Source organism: Agarivorans sp. (assembly GCF_050295395.1).
Lineage (GTDB): Bacteria > Pseudomonadota > Gammaproteobacteria > Enterobacterales > Celerinatantimonadaceae > Agarivorans.
The window spans coordinates 1-3,086 of the sequence record NZ_JBNKPP010000035.1 but is presented as its reverse complement, the minus strand read 5'-3'; the positions used below and the strand labels follow the sequence as shown (position 1 = coordinate 3,086).

3 protein-coding genes are annotated in these 3,086 nt (G+C 46.6%); 1 reads left to right on the top strand and 2 read right to left on the bottom strand.

Features of this window, described 5'->3' with window-relative positions:
• On the bottom strand, positions 1-996 hold a 996-nt coding region (locus tag ACQY6Q_RS02315; protein ID WP_427977394.1), incomplete at its 3' end, for a nitrogenase component 1.
• 204 nt (positions 997-1,200) lie between these two features.
• Positions 1,201-1,683 carry a MarR family winged helix-turn-helix transcriptional regulator gene (locus tag ACQY6Q_RS02310; RefSeq protein WP_427977391.1) on the bottom strand — a complete coding sequence of 161 codons (483 nt, stop codon included), beginning with the start codon at positions 1,681-1,683 and terminating at the stop codon, positions 1,201-1,203.
• 99 nt (positions 1,684-1,782) lie between these two features.
• On the opposite strand from ACQY6Q_RS02310, the gene ACQY6Q_RS02305 reads away from it, so the two are divergent.
• The gene (locus tag ACQY6Q_RS02305) at positions 1,783-2,982 is read left to right on the top strand and encodes a multidrug effflux MFS transporter (protein ID WP_427977389.1); all 1,200 of its coding nucleotides are present in this window, start codon (positions 1,783-1,785) and stop codon (positions 2,980-2,982) included.
• Positions 2,983-3,086: the final 104 nt, after the last annotated feature.

Sequence of the window (3,086 nt, the reverse complement as noted above, 5' to 3'; positions counted from 1 at the left end):
ACCGGTGTAAAGCAGGGCTTTTTTGCTACTCAAGCGTTCAACATAAGGTTTTAATTGCTCGCGGATCTGGGCTTCTTGTTCGGCGATCAAGATTTCAGTTTCTACTACTAATTGTGGGTCTTTGACTAACTTGGCAAAGTTTCTTAAAGAGGCTGAGGTATCTTCTATGCCGTAAAAACTGCCTTCAAACCAAGGAATATCCCAACGCTCTTGCAGCATGCGCGCTACGTTAATTTGGGCGCGTGAGCACACTACCATGGCGGCATCGGCGCGGTGCATGGTTTGAATTTCGTGGTAGCGGGTATCGCCAGACATACAGCTGAGTACCCGATAACCAAGACGCTCTAACAAGGGGGACACATGCCAAAACTCACCGGCAATGTTGTACTCACCAATCAATACAATGTCGTTAACCTTACGACTAGGGTCATGCTTCATTAAAGGCTTGGCTGGCGGCTCGGCGCTGCCGATGACCTGCTTCACCATTACCTCACCAGCGATCCGGTTGCCTAGGTTTTTACTGCCGTAAAAGCCTGCGGCATCCACTGCTACCACCGGAATAGCCCAACGCTCTTGGGCTAGCTTACAAATTGCCTGCACGTCGTTACCTTCTAGCGAAGGTACACAGGTAACATAAACAAATACTGCTGGCGGCTGATGTTTTTCTATGACTTGTTTGATGGCATGTAACAGCCGTTTCTCGGCGCGCCCCATGATCACATCTTGTTCGTTTAAGTCGGTGGTAAAACCTAAACGAAATAAATTACGCCCCGAGGCGCGGGTGCCCCGATTGTTCCAACTATTGCCCGCACAGGCGATGGGCCCATGAATGATATGGGCCACATCGGCAATCGGTAATAAGGTAATTTGGGCGCCGTCGAAACTACAGCCACCGGCGGTAGCACCAGGGGTGGGACGGGCACAGCCACTTTTTTCTCCGTCGTTATGCTCGCAAGCAGGTTCGTCCAATAACTCGGCTATTTCACTTCGCTTCATGCTTACTCCTCATAACATTTGCCATCAACACTGACAAAAGGTCTCGAAAGCAGCTCTGCAACGAACAGGCCATATTTTAAGTTATTGTTTTAAATATATTTCTTATTGTAGCAAATACGACAAAAGGCCAACAAAACACATTTCTAGCAGATGAGCAGTTTAATCTGTGAGGCAATAGACTCAAGCTAAAGACTTAACCCTCAGTTAGGGCACCAATTTAGCCAGCAGTTGATCCAGTTGCTGCTGCTCCTCTACTGATAGCGGCTGCATAAACTGGCGTTCAGTTTGTTGTAGTTCCACCACTACCTGTTCTACCAGCTGTTTCCCTAAGTCACTTAGCTTAACCAACTTACTACGTTTATCTTCAGGATTGGCCACCCGCTCAATTAACTCGGCCTGTTCAAGCCGATTTAACACTTTAGTTAAACCGCCAGAGCTAAATAACATAGAGTGATACAGGGTGGTAGGTGAAAGACAGTGAGGTGCTGGTGTTCGGCGCAGTGTAGCTAAGGCGCTATAGTCGGCACCTTGCAGTTGGTACTTGTCAAACACCACTCCAACCGCGCAGCGTAAACCATGCTCGGCGCGGATCAAACGCAGCACCTGCGGTAGGATGCGTTGATGAGCTTGCGGCCAATTCATTTCAACATCTTCTAAAATACGGTCTACAGTTTGTTGTTTTTCCACTGTTTTTTATCCTAACAATAATACTCCCTAGGAATATATCTTGCCGGAAAGATAAAATCCAGATAAAATCTTTCTAGAAAGATTAATTTAGAGAAACTAATGCAGCACTCAATATCTAAACAATTGGTGGTATTTTTAGCCGCCGTTTTTGCCATGACGCCCTATGCCATCGATAGCTACCTTCCGGCCATCCCCAGTATTGCCGAAAGCTTTGGGGTAAAAACCTCGATGGTGGCGGTCACTGTTAGCATGTATGTATTTGGCATGGCAGTAGGCCAACTGATTGGCGGCCCTCTCTCAGACAAACGTGGTCGTAAATTCGCCATTATCACTGGTTTGAGCGTGTTTGCGCTGGGTAGCCTGATTCTCGCCTTCAGTGACAGCTTAGAATACTTCTGGTTTTGGCGGGTATTTCAATCTGTGGGCGGCGGCATTGCTGTGGTAGGGGTTCCCGCCACCATTCGCGACAACGCCGATGGCCGAGAAGCAGCTAAGCTGTTCTCGTTAATTATGTTAATCATGATGATCGCCCCTTCTATTGCGCCGTCGGTAGGAGCCTTTATCAATGCTGTATCCAGTTGGCATTGGATCTTTATTAGCTCAGGTGTGATTGCCATAGTAGTCGCCATTTGGGGGGCTGCGGTACTGCCCGCTAATAAGCCAAGCAAAGCTGGGGACAAAAGCTCGCTAACTTTCTTACAGGTGCTACAAAACCGTAAAGCCCGTGGCTATTTGATTGCCCAAGCGTTTTCTTACACGGTATTAATGGTCTTTATCACCAATGCGCCGTTTGCCTATATCGATCATTTTCAGGCATCGGAAAAACTGTTTTCCGGCCTATTCATCGTCAACATTGTTGGGCTAGTGATTGCCAACCGAGTGAATTCCTACTTATTAAATAAACACGATCCTGAAAGCCTATTGGCGAGATTTTTAAGCCTACAAGTACTTGGTGGTTTGGTGTTGATAGCCTCTATCATTCTAGCGCCTAGCAATATATGGTTTGCCGTGGTGGGCTTTGTTCTATGTATGGCAGCACACGGTGGCACTATGTCAAATGCTAGCGCCTCTTTTTTAAAACACTTTAAGCACGGAGCGGGCACTGCCTCCGCCCTACTCGGCGCAGTGCAGTTTTTTACCGGCGCAATTATTAGTGCAATCTCAGCTCTATTAACAGAGCACAGCCTATGGCCGATGGTATTAATAATGTTGGCTTCCACCGCTACAGCGTTAATCAGCACCATTAAAACCAATCAAAATAACCTAAATATGTTCAAGGCTACCGAAGTTGAATGCTGAATATAGGACATTTTATAGCCTAAACCTAAAACAATAAGTTTTAGCTATGCAAGGTGGCGTAAAGCGCTTTATATAAACCAATAAGAAAATACTTAGCGCCTAAA